Annotated in this window: 17 protein-coding genes; all 17 read left to right on the top strand. The window is 35.7% G+C overall.

Annotation, left to right across the window (positions count from 1 at the left end; translation table 11 throughout):
* Positions 1-8: 8 nt before the first annotated feature.
* On the top strand, positions 9-641 hold the full coding sequence (locus HMPREF9625_RS02090) for a PI-PLC domain-containing protein (protein ID WP_009535358.1): 633 nt from the start codon (positions 9-11) through the stop codon (positions 639-641).
* Positions 631-1,263 (top strand): HAD family hydrolase, encoded by a 633-nt coding sequence (locus HMPREF9625_RS02085; RefSeq protein WP_009535357.1) that lies wholly within the window; start codon positions 631-633, stop codon positions 1,261-1,263. The genes HMPREF9625_RS02090 and HMPREF9625_RS02085 overlap by 11 nt, the downstream gene beginning before the upstream one ends.
* Complete coding sequence (locus HMPREF9625_RS02080; protein WP_009535356.1) at positions 1,256-1,972, top strand: glycosyltransferase family 2 protein; 717 nt, start codon at positions 1,256-1,258, stop codon at positions 1,970-1,972. The genes HMPREF9625_RS02085 and HMPREF9625_RS02080 overlap by 8 nt, the downstream gene beginning before the upstream one ends.
* Positions 1,969-2,307 (top strand): hypothetical protein, encoded by a 339-nt coding sequence (locus HMPREF9625_RS02075; protein WP_009535355.1) that lies wholly within the window; start codon positions 1,969-1,971, stop codon positions 2,305-2,307. The genes HMPREF9625_RS02080 and HMPREF9625_RS02075 overlap by 4 nt, the downstream gene beginning before the upstream one ends.
* Positions 2,301-3,032, top strand: a complete 732-nt coding sequence (locus HMPREF9625_RS02070) for a glycosyltransferase family 2 protein (protein WP_009535354.1) — start codon at positions 2,301-2,303, stop codon at positions 3,030-3,032. Before HMPREF9625_RS02075 ends, HMPREF9625_RS02070 begins: the two co-directional genes overlap by 7 nt.
* Positions 3,033-3,093: 61 nt before the next feature.
* Positions 3,094-4,128 carry a GDP-mannose 4,6-dehydratase gene (gmd, locus tag HMPREF9625_RS02065; protein WP_009535353.1) on the top strand — a complete coding sequence of 345 codons (1,035 nt, stop codon included), beginning with the start codon at positions 3,094-3,096 and terminating at the stop codon, positions 4,126-4,128.
* A gap of 64 nt (positions 4,129-4,192) precedes the next feature.
* A complete protein-coding gene (locus HMPREF9625_RS02060; RefSeq protein ID WP_009535352.1) occupies positions 4,193-5,134 on the top strand; it encodes a GDP-L-fucose synthase family protein in 942 nt (313 codons plus the stop codon).
* 131 nt (positions 5,135-5,265) lie between these two features.
* Positions 5,266-6,576: a sugar phosphate nucleotidyltransferase gene (locus tag HMPREF9625_RS02055; protein ID WP_009535351.1), complete on the top strand. Its 1,311-nt coding sequence runs from the start codon at positions 5,266-5,268 to the stop codon at positions 6,574-6,576.
* 40 nt (positions 6,577-6,616) lie between these two features.
* The gene (locus HMPREF9625_RS02050) at positions 6,617-8,326 is read left to right on the top strand and encodes a phospho-sugar mutase (RefSeq protein ID WP_009535350.1); all 1,710 of its coding nucleotides are present in this window, start codon (positions 6,617-6,619) and stop codon (positions 8,324-8,326) included.
* Between the two features lie 19 nt (positions 8,327-8,345).
* Positions 8,346-9,434 (top strand): acyltransferase family protein, encoded by a 1,089-nt coding sequence (locus HMPREF9625_RS02045; protein ID WP_009535349.1) that lies wholly within the window; start codon positions 8,346-8,348, stop codon positions 9,432-9,434.
* A gap of 163 nt (positions 9,435-9,597) precedes the next feature.
* The gene (locus HMPREF9625_RS02040; protein ID WP_009535348.1) at positions 9,598-10,728 is read left to right on the top strand and encodes an FAD-dependent oxidoreductase; all 1,131 of its coding nucleotides are present in this window, start codon (positions 9,598-9,600) and stop codon (positions 10,726-10,728) included.
* On the top strand, positions 10,721-11,659 hold the full coding sequence (locus HMPREF9625_RS02035; RefSeq protein ID WP_009535347.1) for a glycosyltransferase: 939 nt from the start codon (positions 10,721-10,723) through the stop codon (positions 11,657-11,659). Before HMPREF9625_RS02040 ends, HMPREF9625_RS02035 begins: the two co-directional genes overlap by 8 nt.
* A gap of 12 nt (positions 11,660-11,671) precedes the next feature.
* Positions 11,672-12,604 carry an NAD-dependent epimerase/dehydratase family protein gene (locus HMPREF9625_RS02030; RefSeq protein WP_009535346.1) on the top strand — a complete coding sequence of 311 codons (933 nt, stop codon included), beginning with the start codon at positions 11,672-11,674 and terminating at the stop codon, positions 12,602-12,604.
* Complete coding sequence (locus tag HMPREF9625_RS02025) at positions 12,591-14,708, top strand: hypothetical protein (RefSeq protein ID WP_009535345.1); 2,118 nt, start codon at positions 12,591-12,593, stop codon at positions 14,706-14,708. The genes HMPREF9625_RS02030 and HMPREF9625_RS02025 overlap by 14 nt, the downstream gene beginning before the upstream one ends.
* Complete coding sequence (locus tag HMPREF9625_RS02020) at positions 14,674-15,468, top strand: sugar phosphate isomerase/epimerase family protein (protein WP_009535344.1); 795 nt, start codon at positions 14,674-14,676, stop codon at positions 15,466-15,468. Before HMPREF9625_RS02025 ends, HMPREF9625_RS02020 begins: the two co-directional genes overlap by 35 nt.
* Positions 15,465-16,259 carry a glycosyltransferase family 2 protein gene (locus HMPREF9625_RS02015; RefSeq protein WP_330361190.1) on the top strand — a complete coding sequence of 265 codons (795 nt, stop codon included), beginning with the start codon at positions 15,465-15,467 and terminating at the stop codon, positions 16,257-16,259. The genes HMPREF9625_RS02020 and HMPREF9625_RS02015 overlap by 4 nt, the downstream gene beginning before the upstream one ends.
* A 395-nt stretch (positions 16,260-16,654) precedes the next feature.
* Positions 16,655-18,223 carry a PspC-like choline-binding domain-containing protein gene (locus HMPREF9625_RS02010; protein ID WP_009535342.1) on the top strand — a complete coding sequence of 523 codons (1,569 nt, stop codon included), beginning with the start codon at positions 16,655-16,657 and terminating at the stop codon, positions 18,221-18,223.
* The last annotated feature ends 305 nt before the right edge of the window (positions 18,224-18,528 follow it).

Raw genomic sequence — 18,528 nt, 5'->3', positions numbered from 1 at the left:
GTAGTATAATGAAAATATTAGCGCACAGAGGTTATTGGAATAAGCAGATAGAAAAGAATTCACCGGTAGCTTTAAGAACTGCTTTAGAAAAAGGTTATGGATTTGAGTCGGATGTTAGGGATTATGCCGGAAAAATGGTAATTTCACATAATATAGCGAATGCTTCTTCTCAAGATGCTGAGGAGCTATTCCAATGGCTTGACGAGTTTCACGACCAGTATTGTTTTGCGATAAATATTAAAGCAGACGGGTTAAAGGATATATTGCAATCATATTTGGAAAAATATCATATATCAAATTATTTTTTGTTTGATATGTCAGTTCCTCAGATGATTGAATTTAGAGAAGAGGGATTAAAATTTTATACACGTCAGAGCGAAGTGGAAGAACCGGTGCTATATAAAGATGCTGAGGGTGTATGGATTGATGGATTCTGGTCTACTGAGTGGATTACGGAAGAATTGTTGGGAAGACATTTGGATAATGGAAAAAAGATTTGTCTTGTATCACCGGATTTACATGGTAACATGGAATATAGAAAATTTTGGGAAAAGATTCGCAGCTATAAACTAGACTTCAATGCAATTAGTTTGTGCACTGATTACCCGGATGAAGCAAAGGAGTTTTTTGATGAGAAATAAAATCAAGGCAGTTCTCTTTGATATGGATGGTGTATTGATAGATGCAAAGGATTGGCATTATGAAGCGTTAAATAAAGCTTTAAAATTATTTGGAATAGAAATAAATCGTTATGATCATTTGACTACATTTGACGGCCTACCAACAAAGGTAAAGTTGGATTTGCTTAGTAAGCGCTTTTATTTACCTGAAGGATTACATTCTTTTATAAATGAAATGAAACAGTCCTATACAGCTGAACTAGTTTATCAGCGTTGTCATCCGATGTTTCATCATGAATATGCATTATCAAGACTAAAAAGGGAAGGCTATAAAATTGCGGTTTGCTCGAATTCTATTCGAAATACAATAGAACTGATGATGGATAGAGCCGGGTTAAGTTCATATATTGATTTAATCATTTCAAATGAAGATGTAAGTAGGGCTAAGCCGGATCCGGAGATGTATAATACAGCAATCCGGAAATTTTCGCTTGAGCCGTGTGAATGTCTTGTGGTAGAAGATAACCCCAACGGTATAAAAGCGGGGAAAGCCAGTGGGGCTTTTGTATTGGAAGTTGCAACAGTATATGATGTTAATTATGAAAATATATCTAAAAAGATAGGAGATTGTGAAAATGATTAATATTCTATTGCCCTCTATGGGGACATCCCTGTTCTTTAAAGATTCATATTTCCCTAAACCCCTAACGGAAATTAATGGCAAAACCATGATGGAATTGGTTGTTGATAATTATAAAAGTCTCGATCCGAAGAACTATGTTTTTGTATTTTCCGAGGAAGATTGTAGAAAATTCCACCTAGACTCATCGGTTAGAATCTTATCGCCTGCATGTAAAGTAATAAAATTAAATAATCAGACCTCGGGTGCACTTTGCACTTGTTTAATGGCTCTTGAATATATTGATAATGATACCTCTTTAATTATTGCCAATAGTGATCAAATCATAGAAACAGACTATACTGAAGTGCTGGGATATTTTCACCGGATGAATGCAGATGCGGGAGTGATTACATTTCCCAATATACATCCTCGATGGAGTTATGCCCGTTGTATGGGAGATGAAGTATTGGAGGTAGCTGAAAAGCGACCTTTATCAAAAGATGCGATTGCAGGATTTTATTATTTTAGGAAAGGTTCGGATTTTGTTGAAGCGGCAAAAAATGCTTTGTTCAAGCAGAACCATCTTGAGGGGAAATATTATATCTCTGCTTCTGTCAATGAGTTGATTCTTTTGGGGAAGAAAGTAGGATGCTTTGAAATAGAAAAGGAACAGTATAGATCCTTTTATTCCCCGGCAAAAATCAAAGAATATGAGGATAGTCTAAAATGAGAGTGGAGCAATTAAAGAATATGAAAGCCGGATGGTTTATTGGGAATTTTGAACCATCTCTATTTAAGACAAATGATTGTGAGGTTGCTGTAAAAACATATAAAAAGGGAGATAAAGAATCTAAACATTATCACAAAATTGCGACAGAATATACTGTGATAATAAAAGGAAAAGTAAGAATGTTTGATCATATCTACGAAGAAGGAGATATTGTAGTTGTTGAACCCGGAGATGCAACAGACTTTGAAGCTCTGGAAGATGCAATGAATGTAGTGGTAAAAATGCCAGGTGCGAATAATGATAAATATCTTGTAGAGGGGGTAGAATTATGTTGAACATTGTCATTCCAATGGCTGGAAGAGGTAGTAGGTTTGCTGAGGCTGGGTATCTTATGCCCAAGCCTTTAATTGATGTCTTTGGGCATCCGATGATTGAATATGTAACAAAAAACATTAGACCCAATTGTGAACATAGATTTATTTATATATGCCAAGAAGAGCACTTAAATAAATATGGATTGGCAGAAGCCTTGGAGAAGATGTCTCCCGGATGTAAAATTATCACTATAGATCATATAACTGAAGGTGCTGCGTGTACTGTACTTTTAGCAGAGAAATACATCGATAATGATGATGCATTAATGATTGCAAATTCCGATCAATTTGTGGATACGGATATTAATGAATACCTTGCTTCTATGAGAGAGAAAGATGGCTTAATCATGACCATGCCGGCTAATGATCCAAAGTGGAGTTTTATCCAGTTTGATGAAAATGCCAATGTAACTATGGTTAGAGAAAAAGAGGTTATTTCTAATGAGGCAACGGTTGGTATATACAATTATAAGCAAGGCAAAGACTTTGTGAAATATGCGCATCAAATGATTGATAAAAACATTAGAGTTAATAATGAGTTTTATGTAGCACCTGTTTATAATGAGATGATTGAAGATGGGCTAAAGATTGGATTTTGTAATGTAGGTGCCGGTATGTACGGGCTTGGAGTTCCTGCTGACCTTGATTTTTTTATGAGCCAGGAAGTAAGTAAGAGAGTATTTTGAGGGAAAAAAGATATAAAGAACGTAGTTGTATGAAAAGGGCAAAATATAAAGGAGATATAAAGTGAGGAGAGCATTAATCACAGGTGTAACAGGGCAGGATGGAAGTTACTTGGCTGAATTTTTGTTAGAGAAAGGTTATGAGGTATATGGTATGATTAGGCGCTCTTCTGTGGACTATAGAGAGCGTATTGCACACTTGGAGGGACAAGCCAACTTTTATCTTAAATTTGGAGATTTGAGTGATTCCATTAGTCTCGTTAAGTTGATTGGAGAAATAAAGCCCGATGAAATATATAATCTTGCGGCTCAAAGTCATGTGCAGGTATCCTTTGACGTACCTGAATATACTGCGGATGTTGTTGCGACCGGAGTCCTCCGAGTTTTGGAAGCGGTTCGAGTTTGTGGATTAGAAAAGACATGCAGGATTTACCAAGCTTCTACTTCGGAACTTTATGGCAAGGTAGAGGAGGTTCCACAGAAAGAAACCACTCCTTTCCACCCTTATAGTCCGTATGCTGTTGCAAAGCAGTATGGATATTGGATTGTAAAGGAATACCGAGAGGCTTATGATATGTTTTGCTGCTCGGGAATCCTTTTCAATCATGAATCTGAAAGACGAGGAGAAACCTTTGTTACCAGAAAAATCACTCTCGCTGCAGCCCGTATTGCACAGGGATTACAGGATAAATTATATCTGGGGAATCTGGATAGTTTAAGAGATTGGGGATATGCCAAGGATTATGTGGAGTGTATGTGGTTGATGCTCCAAAATGATAAACCGGATGATTTTGTGATTGCAACCGGTATACAGCATTCAGTAAGAGAATTTGCAACACTGGCTTTCCACTATGCCGGTATAGAAGTAGAGTGGAGAGGCAATGGGATAAATGAGCAGGGAATAGATAAAAAATCAGGCAAAACGATTGTGGAAGTCAGTGCTGCTTTCTATCGCCCTACAGATGTTGTTAATCTTTTGGGAGATCCGTCTAAAGCGCGAAGCGAACTGGGATGGAATCCAACAAAGACCGGCTTTGAAAGATTGGTTGAACTTATGACTAATCATGATATGAATAAGGTTGCTTCTGAAAAAAGATAAAGAGCTTAGAGTATTTCTTTATAGCGAATATTAAAGTATGAAAGTGATTAAGGTAGAGGAGATGATGGACAAGGGGGCTAAAATATATGTGGCTGGACATAGGGGGATGGTTGGCTCAGCCATTGTCCGAGAATTACGGCGACAGGGATATAACAATATTATTACCAGGACACATCGGGAACTGGATTTGACACGTCAGCAGGAAGTTGAAGACTTCTTTAGTTTGGAAAAACCGGAGTATGTTTTTCTTGCTGCAGCTAAAGTGGGAGGAATTATTGCAAATCAAGACGCTTTAGCTGATTTTATGTGGGAAAATATAACTATGGAAATGAATGTGATTCATTCTGCATGGGAAAATTCTTGTAAAAAGTTGGAGTTTCTTGGCTCATCTTGTATTTATCCTCGGATGGCAACGCAACCGATGAAAGAAAATTGTCTTTTGACATCAGAATTGGAAAAAACGAATGAAGCATATGCTCTGGCAAAAATATCAGGATTAAAGTATTGTGAATACTTAAATCGTCAGTACGGAACGGATTATATTTCCGTGATGCCTACGAATCTTTATGGGCCGAATGACAATTATCATCCTACTCATTCCCATGTTCTTCCGGCCTTGATTAGACGCTTTCATGAGGCTAAACAAGATGGAAAAACAGAAGTTACTTGTTGGGGAGATGGGTCACCGTTACGGGAGTTTTTATATGTAGACGATCTTGCCAATTTATGCGTGTTTTTGATGAATCATTATAGTGGTAATGAAACAGTCAATGCCGGAACCGGAAAAGAATTAAGTATAAAAGAATTAACAGAATTAGTTGCCAAAGTTGTTGGATATACAGGGAAAATACTATGGGACACATCCAAACCGAATGGTACTCCCAGAAAGCTATTAGATGTTTCCAAGGCAGAGAAGTTGGGGTGGCATTATAAGACAGAACTGGATGAAGGAATCAAGCTGGCTTATATGGATTTTTTACAGAATCCGCTACGGGCTGAGAGATAGAGTGAATTATTATTTAAAATTATAAGAGCTCTGTATATTCGTGTTTACAGTAGCTCTTTTGCTTTTTTTGACATAAATAAGTTTTTTTACAGTTGTTATACTATGTATAGAAGTATGGAGTATAAAGAGATATGAATATTATCCTATTATCGGGAGGATCAGGAAAAAGACTTTGGCCTTTATCGAATGATATCCGATCAAAGCAATTCATTAAAATTTTCAAACAAAGTAATGGAACTTATGAATCAATGCTTCAGAGGATGTATCATAACATTAAAGAAATTGACAAAAAGGGTTCTATCACTATTGCAACCAGTAAATCACAAGTATCGGCTATATTTAATCAGCTTGGAGAGAATGTGGGTATTTCTGTTGAACCATGCAGGCGTGATACTTTTCCGGCTATTGCACTTGCTTCGGAGTATCTAAAAGATGTTCGTGGAATAGGCCTCAATGAAGTGGTTATTGTATGCCCGGTAGACCCCTATGTAAAACGAGAATATTTTGAGGCACTTCAAAATTTAGCTGTTCAAGCAGAAAAAAATGAAGCTAATTTGGTTCTTATGGGGATAGAGCCGACGTATCCGAGTGAAAAATATGGATATATTATTCCGAAGAGTAATACAGCTACAGCCATGGTTTCGACATTCAAGGAAAAACCCACAGTAGACTTGGCTCAACAGTATATAGAAGAAGGAGCCCTTTGGAATGGGGGAGTATTCGCATTTAAACTTTCATATTTAATTGATAAAGCTCACGAATTAATTGACTATATCGATTATGAAGATATGTTAAAGCGATATGAAAGTCTGCCTAAGATTTCTTTTGATTATGCAGTAGTAGAAAAAGAGAAGAAGATTCAGGTTCAAAGATTTCAAGGAGAATGGAAAGATCTGGGAACGTGGAATACTCTTACCGAGGCAATGGAAGATGCGGTTTTTGGAAATGGAATCTTGAATGATAAGTGTAAGAATGTCCACATAGTAAATGAAATGGACGTCCCCATTCTTGCTATGGGACTTCATGATGTTGTTATCTCTGCTTCTCCGGAAGGGATTTTGGTATCGGATAAAGAACAAAGTTCTTACATTAAACCTATTGTGGACGGCTTTGAACAGCAAATTATGTTTGCAGAGAAAAGCTGGGGGAGCTTCCGGGTGATAGATGTAGAAAAAGAGTCTCTTACTATCAAAGTGACTTTAAATCCGAAACACTCTATGAATTATCATAGTCATAAAAATCGTGATGAAGCATGGATTGTTATTCAAGGAAGCGGAAAAGCTATTCTGGATGGCGAAGAGAAGGAAATTCAAGTTGGAGATGTTCTTACGATGCATGCAGGCTGTCGCCATACAGTTATGGCGACAACAGAGCTTAAACTGATTGAAGTACAATTAGGAAAGGACATCAGTGTCCAAGATAAAGAAAAGCATTCACTCTAACTAAAAATATTGGCGACTGCTATTACGGGAAGGGAAAAGGATGGATTACAGGTCGGAATATCAAGCATGGTGTAAGTATGCTATGGAAGATGATCTTCAAACGGATTTATTACAATACGGCGAAGAAGAAATTGAAGATGCCTTTTATCGTAATTTGGAATTTGGTACAGGCGGACTAAGAGGAATTCTTGGAGCAGGAACCAATAGAATGAATGTCTATACGGTAGCAAAAGTGACCCAAGGCCTTGCTGATTATTTAATCAAAGAACATGGAAATAAAGCCTCAGTAGTTATAGGCTTTGATAGTCGTTTGAAATCTGAATTATTTGCAAAAACAGCGGCATCTGTTTTTGTGGCAAACGGTATATATGTTCATTTATGGCCTAAACTTAATCCGGTTTCCACAGTTTCATTTGCAACGAGATTTCTTGTTGCTTCTGCGGGAGTGATGATTACAGCCTCTCATAATCCAAGCCAATATAATGGGTATAAGGTATATGGCCAAGATGGTTGTCAAATTACGACAGAAGTCGCAAAAGCTGTACTTTGTGAGATAGAAAAATTAGATATCTTTAAGGATATTAAAAAACTGAATTTTGATTTAATCTTTGATACAGACAAAATTCAGTTCATTAAAGAAGAAGTTCTTACGGCTTTTCTTGAAAAAGTGAAAGGCCAGTCTCAATTATATGGAGAGGAAATAGATAAAAACATATCGATTGTCTATTCACCACTAAATGGAACCGGATATATTCCTGTTACAAGAGTATTAGACGAATCCGGATTCAAAAATGTTACAATAGTAGAAGAACAAAGACTCCCGGACGGAAACTTCCCAACTTGTCCATATCCGAATCCCGAAGAAGCGGAAGCTTTAGCTTTTGGGTTAGCGTATTGTAAGAAAAAGAATGCGGATGTATTGCTGGCCACCGATCCGGACTGTGACAGGGTGGGGATTGCAGTCAAAAATAAGCAAGAAGAATATGTCCTTTTATCCGGAAATGAAACAGGAATACTTCTTTTAGACTATATATGTTCGCAAAGAGAAAAACATAAAAAAATGCCTACAAAGCCTGTAATGTTTAAAACCATTGTCAGTCTAGAAATGGCAGAAGAAATTGCAAAGCATTATGGTGTTGAAAGCGTTGATGTTTTAACAGGATTTAAATTTATAGGGGAACAAATTGGATTATTAGAGAAAAAAAATCAATCCAATAGATTTATTTTTGGTTTCGAGGAAAGTTATGGCTATCTTTCCGGAGACTATGTGAGAGATAAGGACGGTGTCGGAGCAAGCTATCTTATTTGTGAGATGATTGCTTATTATAAGAGTAAAGGTATTGAACTTTGGGATAAGCTACAAGACTTATATAGGATGTATGGATATTATTTGAATACTCTTCATAGCTATCTTTTTACAGGTGCTTTAGGTGCTGATAAAATGAAAGTAACTATGCAGAAAGTGCATGACAATTTGAAAGAGAGCGGAGAATTTGCAGGACTGAAGATTACTAATATTGTGGACTATTCATTAGGTGTTGATGGATTACCAAAATCAAAAGTTCTAAAAATTTGTATGGAAGGAGCTTGCTCCGTAATAATTAGACCGAGTGGTACAGAACCCAAATTAAAGTTGTATATTTCTGTTAAAGCAGAGAATCAGGAGAAGACCAAAGAAAAAGAAGGAGATATTTTAAAGTATATAGATGCATTCTTGTTAATTGATAGTCAAAGAGGAAAAATCTGCTAAGAAGGAGGTTATAGATTTTATGCATACAGAAGAAGTGCAACAGAGTGAAGTTCATGCCCGAGCAGAATTATATGATTGGATAAGATTGTTAGCTACACTATTTGTTGTTTTAGGACATAGTGCATATTTAGAAATTAAAACAACTTATGGTATGGTTGACTATGACTTGCCATTATCATTGGCGCCTGCTTATAATGGTATATTATTATCTTTTTTTAGACTTTTGTCTAGTTGGGTTTATGGTTTTCATATGCCTCTGTTCTTCTTTCTTTCGGGATCTGTTCTAGGTATAAAGCCTTTAAAGTCTTTTGATGATTTTGTATTTTCAAAAATTCACAGGCTGATTATTCCCTATTATTTAGCGGGAATTTTATTTATGTTTCCGGTTAAATTGTTGGGAGGATTTTATTCTTTTGCTTCTGTAAGACAAGCTATAGTGATTTTTTGGAATGGCGGCGATAGTGGACATCTTTGGTTTTTGCCGTCTTTGTTCTGGTGTATGCTTTTGTTTGTCATTATATTTAAAGCTTTGCAAAGATTAAATATTTGTAGCGTTTGGCTTGTATTGATTATTTGTGAAATTATTTCAATTACTTATATGTTTCTTCCATTCGATTTTTTGGGAATGAAACAAGGACTGGCTTATTTATTTTGGTTTGGATTAGGATTTCTCTTTGAAAAGTATAGAAAAAAGTTAACTTTTAAACCATTGCAGAGCCTCTCCCTTTGTATCATGATGGGTATATTTTATGCTATAAATATGAAATATAGTCTATTGGATCAGTTTTTTACGATTTTACTGGGTATAGTTTTCACTATAGAGCTATCAGTAGCAATTTCTCCGTTTCTGCTTTTGATTGAAAGACAATACAATTATATATGGAGAATATTATTAAGAAGACTATTTGATATCTATATTTTTCATGATCCGTTAGAATACCTAGTGCTTAAAATATTTTTTGATAGAAAACTTCTTGAAACTAATTTTGGATGTTATTTATACTTTTTTATGCGAACAATAGGAGTTATCTTAATATCTATTGTTATTGGAAACTTTGTTGAATGTATTAGTGGAAGAATAAAAAAAGTAGCAACGACACAGAATTAAGATGAATTGCGGAATGAACATAATTTTCTATTGATTTTTCCTTGTTATCAGGTAATATGAGCTAGGACTGATAGATGATATAGGCTTGTGACGGATTTTATCAAAACATTTAAAACTTACTTTCTATTATTCTAGCCGAATCGCCCAAGAACAGGAGTTGACAATGGAGAACTATGACAAGATTATTATAGGAGCCGGATTATATGGGCTATATTCCGCTCTACATAGTTGTAAAAAAGGACAAAATGTTTTAGTGCTGGAATACGATAGTACTGCATTTTCTCGAGCAACCTATATTAATCAGGCGAGAGTCCATCAAGGCTATCATTACCCTAGGTCCATTTCTACGGCTCTCAAATCCGCAGGTTATTTTGCTCGTTTTAATAAAGATTACTCTTTTTGTATAAACAAGGATTTTGATCAGATATATGCAACATCAAGTATATATTCTTGGTCGAATGGAAAACAGTTTAAAGATTTCTGCAAGGCGGCAGATATTCCATGCGAAGAAATACATCCCGGAAATTATTTCAAGGAAGGGATGTGTGATGGTGTTTTTAAGACGAGAGAATATACTTATGATGCACATATATTAAAAGAATATTTTTTAGAGGAGTTGTCAAAATTCGGAAAGGCCATAGACATAAAGTATTCGGAAAGAATTTCGGCAATCGAGTGTCACCCCGATACCTATATAATCAGAACGGAGAATGGCAATTGTTATGAATCCCGGTTTGTATTGAATTCAACTTATGCCAGTACAAATCAGATTCTTGATATTCTTGGCTTTGAAAAATTTAGAATCAAGTATGAATTATGTGAGATTATTCTATGCGATGTCAATTCAAAATTATCAGAAATTGGATTTACAATAATGGACGGTCCCTTCTTTTCTATTATGCCTTTTGGAAAGACTGGATATCACTCGCTTACGTCAGTAACATTCACGCCGCATACAACCAGCTACGATTCTGTCCCTACATTTGCATGTCAAAAAAATAGCAATGGATTTTGTACTGCAAACAGATTGGGTAACTGTAATGCCTGTCCCTCAAAACCAAGCACTGCATATCCTTATATGGCTAATTTGGCAAAAAAGTATTTACTAGATGATTATACCTTTGGATACAAGGAATCTCTTTTTTCAATGAAACCTATTTTGATGAGTTCTGAAATCGACGATTCAAGGCCGACGGTAATTAGAACCTACTCAAAAAATCCAACTTTTGTGGGAGTTCTCTCCGGGAAAATCAATACAGTATATGACTTAGATGAGGTGCTAGACAATGGCTAATAAGGAAAAAAATTTTGTATCAGCAATTATATATGTTCATAATTCAGAACAAAGAATAGAGCGGTTTTTAAATTCTATAATAGAAATTATGGAAGCTAATTTTGAACACTCTGAAATCATTTGCGTCGATGACAGCTCCGGTGATAAAAGTGTGAATATCATAAAGAAAACAGCTCAAAAAGCAAATGCAACCAGTATTTCTATTGTTAATATGAGTTTTTTTCATGGTCTTGAGCTTTCGATGAATGCCGGAATGGATTTTGCCATTGGTGATTTTGTTTTTGAATTTGACAATACAATTTTAGATTTTGATTCGGAAATGATAATGAAGGTATATAAGCACTCTCTTTCAGGTTACGATATAGTAAGTGCATCCCCTCAATCGAGAGAAAAATTATCGTCAAAAATATTTTATAAAGTCTTTGCCAAATTCTCAAACCTCCCCTATACCTTGGCGACGGAAAGTTTTAGAGTTTTGAGTAGAAGAGTCATAAATCGGATTAGTTCAATGAACAAAACTATTCCGTATAGAAAAGTTATTTATGCAGGAAGCGGATTAAAATCAGCACACCTCTACTATAAAGTCATTAATGGAGAAAGAGGAAAAGCGGATTCGAAAGAACAAAAATACAGATCTGGTTTAGCGGTAGATACACTGATTCTTTTTACTGATTTTGGCTATAAATTTTCATTTTGGATGGCATCCATCATGATGCTTATCTCTATTTTCATGACTGTATATACGATAGTTGTGTATCTTATCGGGCATCCTCTTGAAGGATGGACAACAACTCTTCTATTTTTATCCATTGCATTCTTGGGTGTTTTTATTATACTGACGGCAATCGTCAAATATCTTCAAATTATTGTGGATATGATTTTCAGGAGAAAACATTATATTTTTGAAAGTATAGAAAAATTGACAAAGTAAAAAAGGATGATTATGACGGCTTTAGTGGGTTATTCAGGATTTGTTGGAAGCAATATATATGCTGCCGGAAAGTTTGATGCGGTTTATAATTCAAAAAATATAAGAGAGGCTTATGGTACAAATCCGGATCTTTTAATCTATGCCGGATTACGGGCTGAGAAGTATCTGGCTAATCATGCGCCTCAAAAGGACATGGAACTGATCTCCCTGGCGAAAGATAATATTTCCAAAATTAATCCGAAAAAATTAGTTCTTATTTCGACAATTGATGTGTTGGGGAATTCTGAAAACATGGATGAAGATTCGATCGTTAAAGCAGAGGATCTAAATCCATATGGATATAATCGTTATCAATTGGAGATTTGGGTTCGAGAACGATATCCGGATTCTTTAATCATACGACTTCCGGGGCTTTTTGGAAGAAATTTAAAAAAGAATTTTATTTATGATTTTATGAATCGAATTCCATTTATGTTAAGCTCTGAAAAATTTGAAGAATTATCTCGAGAAACTTCCAGTCTTAAGCAATTTTATAATCTAAAAGAAAATGGTTTCTATCAAGTAAATGTTAAAGAAAGTGAAAAGGAACATCTTAAGGAAGTCTTTTCTAAACTGGGATTTTCTGCCTTGAATTTCACAGATAGCAGAAGTATGTATCAATATTATAATCTTAAAAGTTTATGGGAGGATATCCAAATTGCGCTAAAAAACAATATTCGGCTTTGGCACCCTGCCACTGAACCTGTAACTGCTGCAGAGCTATACAAGTATCTCACCGGCCAAGAGTTTAAGAATATACTTGATGCCCCACCTGCCAGATATAATTGTAAAAGCATTTATGCCGAAGCATTCGGTGGAAAAAACGGATATATCTGTACTAAAGAGCAAATACTGACAGACATTAAATCTTTTGTAATAGAGGAAAAAACTTATGGCAAAATATAAAAACTCCATCAAAATATTTATGGGTATCTTCACCATTCTTTTAATTGCACTCATCGGCCCGCTTAATTTTTTTTCACACGGATTTTATGTGAATGAACCGGGGGCAGATTATTTGCAAAATCACTACAAAAAAATCGTGAACTTGTCCGAAGATCCATTCACAATAAACTTCTCGCCAAATAAAAAAAATCTTGTAGGCTTGGATATTTATTTTAACGAAGTTCCCGAATCCGGTTCATTAGATATTCAAATCTCTGATGAAGAAAATAAAATAAAGGATAAAACAGAAGTACAGCTCAAGGTCATTCCCAGCAAAGGTTGGTATAAAATCACAACAAAAGCAAAATACATTCCCGGAAAGAAATATAAAATTCAATTATCAGCCAGAAACTATGACTTTGCTCCCAGTTTGGTAAAAACACAAGAACCCTTTTCGGAGGAGAATATTCATTCTAAGGTTTTGATTTGCTATGCATATGCGAAACCAACGTTTAGAGCTGCTGAAAGAGTATTGTTTATACTTTTTATTCTAAGCGCATATTTGTTTTTGAATTGCAAATTATCTTTGGAGAGTAGATTGAATAGAATAAAGAAAAAAATTGCAATATGCCTATTCCTTACAGCATCTTTATCTTGGATTTTTGCATTTAATTCTATTGATTTTCAAAACACAGACAACCTGAACTTTGATGGCAGTTCCGGATTAATTAAAAATGTTTATGAGGCAGAAAAAGATGGTGTAAGACCCAGTACGGATGCTTTCGGAAAATTAGCGAATTTTGGAATGTATTTTTACAAAAAAGATATTTCTAATATTACAGATAATAAGTGGAATGACGGATATTCAAGAAAAAATGCATCCATAATTTTAAAAAACACTGATCACACAAGACGATATTCTGTATCAGGAAATTATATTAAATTCTCCAACGGCAGGAAGTATATGATTGAAGATGTTACTGAAGATGAAGAAAATCTGATCATTTCTCTTGATGCCCCCATGATTTTAACACCCGAGAAAGAAGGGAATCTAAAGGATGCTTTCTATTGCAATGAAGATAATTCCGTCATGGAGCCTTTAGATTATTATGCAGTTATGATATATCCCTCTCAGTATGGCTTACAGGGGAAGGTGTTTAGATTTTTGTCGAAATATCTGAGTTTTGAATCCTTCGGATTTATTTGTGCTTTATCCATGGGGCTTGTATTGTCTATTGTTATATTGTTTATAGAAAAGAAATATAATATGCTCATGGCTTCAATATTTTATGCAAGCTTTGCATTATCGCCTTGGATTGTTAGATTTGCGCACGAACTATACTTTGTTGCATTTACTTGGTTCCTTCCTATAATTGTAGGTCTTTACTGTTCGATCAATGTTTCCAATAAAAACAGCAGGATTTTTTCTTATGTATTGACTGTAATTACAATAACAGTTAAGTGCCTATGCGGTTATGAATTTATCACTTCTATTATGATATGTACTGTTAGTTTTCTAATAGTAGATTTTTTTAAGGCGATATTTGAAAAAGAAAAGGAACGTGCCCTGCTTATTTTTAAGACCATAATTTTTATGGGTATTGCCGCTTTATTGGGCTTTTTTATTGCAATAAGTATGCATGCATACTTAAAGGGAAATGGAAACTACATATTAGGAATACAAAATATTATTGTTCAGGATATATTACGGAGGACAAGTAGTGGAAATCTTAATCATTTAGACATGATCTATTGGGATAGTTTAAACGCCTCCATTTGGGAAGTGCTTTGTATTTATTTCCACTTTAAAACACAGGTTATCGTTGGAATCGATGGTAATTTATTTCCCATCATCTGCATTATTCCAATCTTGATTTTTGTAGTGGATGCAAAACATTTTCGAGAAAACATTGAGTCGATTACTCTATATATTGTTTTCTTCCTTGCCGCCATATCCTGGTATTGCTTAGGAAAGGGACATTCCTATATTCATACGTTTTTTTGTTTTGTTCTTTGGTACTTAGGCTTTATACAAGTATGCTTTTACATTATGATAAAAAAACTTATCAATCTTGTAGTGGGGAAAAAATATGAATCTTTCGATATCAAACATAGCGTGGAGTGAGAAGGATGATGAGCAAATTTTTGCTTCAATGAATAGAATAGGTATCTACGGTTTAGAAATTGCTCCAACGCGTCTTTTTCCGGAAGATCCCTATAGTAAGCTGGCTGAGGCTCGCCTCTGGTCTCGGAACTTGCATCACGAACGAGGATTTGTTATTTCCTCTATGCAATCTATCTGGTATGGAAGGGACGAAAAGCTTTTCGACACCGAGGAGGAACGACATTTATTAACTGAATACACAAAAAAAGCCATTGATTTTGCTGCCGCAATCCACTGTCATAACCTTGTATTTGGATGTCCTCGTAATAGAATCATTCCCGGTGACTTTAACGAAGAAATTGCAATTCGTTTCTTTAAAACAATTGGTGATTATGCCTTTGAACAAGGGACAGCAATAGGAATTGAAGCAAATCCGCCTATTTACAATACTAATTATATTAATGACACAAAATCAGCTATTGAACTTATTTTAAAAGTCAAATCAGAGGGGATTAAACTGAATCTAGATATTGGGACTATGATTGCAAATGGAGAAGAAATATCTATCATTAAAGAATATGTAGATTTAATAAATCATGTCCATGTCAGCGAGCCCGGATTGATGTCCTTAAAGAAAAGGTCCATTCATCGTGAATTAGCAAGCGTATTGAAGGACTTCAAATATGATAGATTTATTTCCATTGAAGTTGGAAAGCAAGAAGATATAAACAAAATAGTCGAAATGATGGAGTATCTTCATAGTGTTTTTGGAGTAGAATGATGGAATATAAAAAACAGTCAGGTGTTCCCGGGTTTAAATGCATAGAGTATTTCAAAAAAGAGAAGGATTACGTTGTCTTAATTCCTATTATTAATGAAGGGAACAGAATTCATGATGAGTTGAAAAGAGCACAGGAGCATGGCATTTCAAATTTTGCAGATATTGTTATCTGTGATGGTGGCTCAAGTGATGGCAGCACGAATGATTCCAAACTAAAAGTACTGGATGTGAATACCCTACTTGTTAAACAAGACTATGGAAAGCAAGGTGCCCAACTTCGAATGGGGATTTGGTGGGCACTAAATAGAGGATACAAAGGGTTTATTACAATTGACGGAAATAACAAAGACAGCATCGAAGATATTCCTAAATTTATCGAACGGCTAAAGCAAGGATATGATTTTGTTCAAGGATCCAGATTCATTCCCGGAGGGCACGCCATTAATACTCCTTTTATCAGAGCTCTTTCCGTAAAATTCATCCATGCTCCAATAATCTCTTTGACAGCGCGTCATAGATTTACAGATACAACAAATGCGTACAGGGCGTACTCTAGACGATACCTTGAAGATTCCAGAGTACAGCCATTACGAGATATTTTTATGACATATGAATTGTTGGCATATTTATCTGTAAGGGCCACTCAAATTGGTTTAAAAGCTTGTGAAGTTCCTGTTACAAGAGCATATCCAAGTAAAGGGAAAGTCCCGACGAAAATCAGTTTTTTAAGAGGTAATGGAAAACTCTTGATAATTCTGATAAAAAATGTATTTGGATTTTATAATCCATAGTGATATAGACACAGAAAACACAATACCTTATGCAAATTCAATATGCAGGGAGTTGTTACTTTGTTACTAAGATATTTCTTGAAATGTCTGAAATGAACTTTACGGGATTAAAATTCATGAGGAAGAAAAAGACAACAAACTATTCACGCTTTACGAAAAGATTATTAGTATTCTCTTAATATTTACCTTAAGAACTTCGTAATAATTTGTTTACGCTTTGTAATAGACAGCAAAAAGAACTTGCGCTATAGTGTTGAAAGTACGATAAAACCCTTGTTTGCAGAAGGATTTATTGCCTTTTGTTTATAAAAAAACTTGAATCGATGAAAAAAAAAGGGTATAATCGTCACGCAACTTGGATTATTCCACAAATTTAAAAGGAGAGTGCATTAATTATGAGAAAGCAAACAAAATTAGTTGCAGCTTTATCTGCAACCGCATTACTTGCTATCGGAGCTTCCGCTGTAACATTTGCTGCAGGCTGGAACAATTCCACAGGTAGCTGGCAGTATTTAGACAACGAAGGTACTCCTGTAACTGACGCTTGGAGAAAGTCCGGAGACTATTGGTTCTATCTTGGCTCTGATGGAAACATGGCTATGAATGAAGTTGTTCAGACCAACAACGATTTCTACTATGTAAACCAGGACGGTGCTATGGTTACCAACCAGTGGGTTGCATTTGACGTAGATTCCGAGAATGGTGATGCAGATCACAGATGGATGTACTTCGGTGCTGATGGTAAGGCTTACAGAGATGGAAATGAGAAGTTAACTATTTCTGATATCAAGAACATCAATGGCAAGAAGTATCTCTTCGACCAGGAAGGCTATATGCTCTATGGCTGGTTGGGTGCTGAATCCAATCTTGTTGCCGGTGATGATGCTTATGTAAATGCTAAGTACTACTACGGCGGATTTGATGATGGTTCTGCTCAGCACGGATGGGTACAGATTCCTGTAATCGGAGATGATGGCGATGAAGTTAACGCTTGGTTCTATTTCAACGATAACGGACAGATTACTAAGAATACAAAGAAGAACATTAACGGTTCTACATATTACTTTGGTCCGGATGGACGCATGATTGAAGATTGGTCCAATCTGAAGAAGACTGCTTCTCCGAGCCTTATGTTACCTGCAACTTCAAGTAGCAGTCAGATTGTTTATGTAAACGGCGATGGTGCTGCAAGAAAGAATCAGTGGGTTTGGGCTGTTCCAAGCGAGGAATTAGATTCTAAGGATTTTGAAGACGAGAAATATAGTTGGTGGTGGGCAGACTCCACAGGTAAGGTTGTAAAGAACACAGCTAAGAGAATCAAGAATAAGGTATATGCATTCGATGCAAAGGGACGTATGCTTTCCGGACTTGTAGATTATGATGGTACTAGAGCTGAGAAGTATCAGGCAATTGATGCAGATGAGCTTGCAGATTATCTTGGAGCAGGAACTCATGAAGTTTACTATTTCTCCGGAGATGGTGCAAAGGATGGTTCCAGAAAGAGCGGATTACAGACTGTATCCTTTGATGATGGGGACTTCATGTTCTACTTCAACAACAATGGTAAGGCGGCATCCGACTATGTTTCTAAGATTAAGAAGTATACACTTAAGGGATTTGTGCTTGCAGCTAATAATGATGACTCCAACTATGGATATGTAGAAGTACAGGCTGCTAACTTCAAGAAGCTTGCTGCTGGTACTACAAAGGTTGAGTATATTACTAGTGATATGGGTGCAATTTCTGGAACTGACATGATTCTTGTAAATACTACAGGTACAGTTCAGAAGAGCAAGTTCAACCTTAAGGATGTAAATGATATGTACTATGTAACAGATAAGAATGGTGCTATTGTTTACGCAAGCTCCAAGAAATTATATACTTCACATTCTAACGGTGACGGAAGAATAAGTGTTAATGTTACCAGAGATAGTAAGACAGCAACGTATTGGATAGAGAACTAATTCTATCTGAGTACTTTAAAAGAACTCCCGATTTCGGGAGTTCTTTTTTTACAACATTATATACGACACGATAATCTGCGGGTTATAGGACAAAACGTGTTGATGAAAACCGGGTTATAGGACAAAACATGTTGATGAAAACCGCTCTACAGCTAGATAAATAAAGACTGTAGGGCGGTTCAATCTTTTTCAAAACGTAAATGGTAAATAACCTGTCATTTTTTTTCTCCCCACAAAAATTGAGATAATCGTGAAAAGTGTGAAAAGTTGAAGCACTTTTTCCACTTTACAAACGTTTTCCACTT

This window comes from Oribacterium parvum ACB1, from assembly GCF_000238055.2.
Lineage (GTDB): Bacteria > Bacillota > Clostridia > Lachnospirales > Lachnospiraceae > Oribacterium > Oribacterium parvum.
The sequence above is the reverse complement of the archived record's forward strand: the minus strand, read 5'-3'. Positions and strand labels throughout refer to the sequence as shown.